The organism is Ottowia cancrivicina (assembly GCF_029813755.1).
Lineage (GTDB): Bacteria > Pseudomonadota > Gammaproteobacteria > Burkholderiales > Burkholderiaceae_C > Ottowia > Ottowia massiliensis.
The window spans coordinates 1-560 of sequence record NZ_JARVII010000090.1 but is presented as its reverse complement, the minus strand read 5'-3'; the positions used below and the strand labels follow the sequence as shown (position 1 = coordinate 560).

Below are 560 nucleotides of genomic sequence, written 5' to 3'. Positions count from 1 at the left end.
AGGTAGGGTTGCAGCGCGGCGGGAATGCGGATGCTGCCGTCGGCCTGCTGGTGGTTTTCCAGCACGGCCACCAGCGCGCGGCCCACGGCCAGGCCGCTGCCGTTGAGGGTATGCACGAGTTCGTTTTTGCCCTGCGCCGTTTTGAAGCGCGCTTGCAGGCGGCGCGCCTGAAAGGCCTCGCAGTTGCTGACGGAGGAGATTTCGCGGTAGGTGTTTTGCGCGGGCAGCCACACTTCCAGATCGAAGGTTTTGGCGCTGCCAAAGCCCATGTCGCCGGTGCACAGCAGCACCACGCGGTAGGGCAGCTCCAGCAGCTGGAGCACATGCTCGGCGTGGCCGACCATTTCATCCAGCGCCTCGTAGCTTTTTGCGGGGTGGGTGATTTGCACCATTTCCACTTTGTCGAACTGGTGCTGGCGGATCATGCCGCGCGTGTCGCGCCCGGCGCTGCCGGCTTCGGAGCGAAAGCACGGGCTGTGCGCGGTGAGTTTGAGGGGCAGGCTGGCTTCGGCCAGGATTTCGCCTTGCACGTAGTTGGTCAGCGGCACTTCGGCGGTGGG

1 protein-coding gene is annotated in these 560 nt (G+C 65.0%); it reads right to left on the bottom strand.

All coding sequences use genetic code 11. The annotated features are described in order from the left end of the window. Positions 1–560: serine--tRNA ligase (gene serS, locus QB898_RS13170; protein WP_279525315.1), on the bottom strand; the 560-nt coding region annotated here is incomplete at both ends.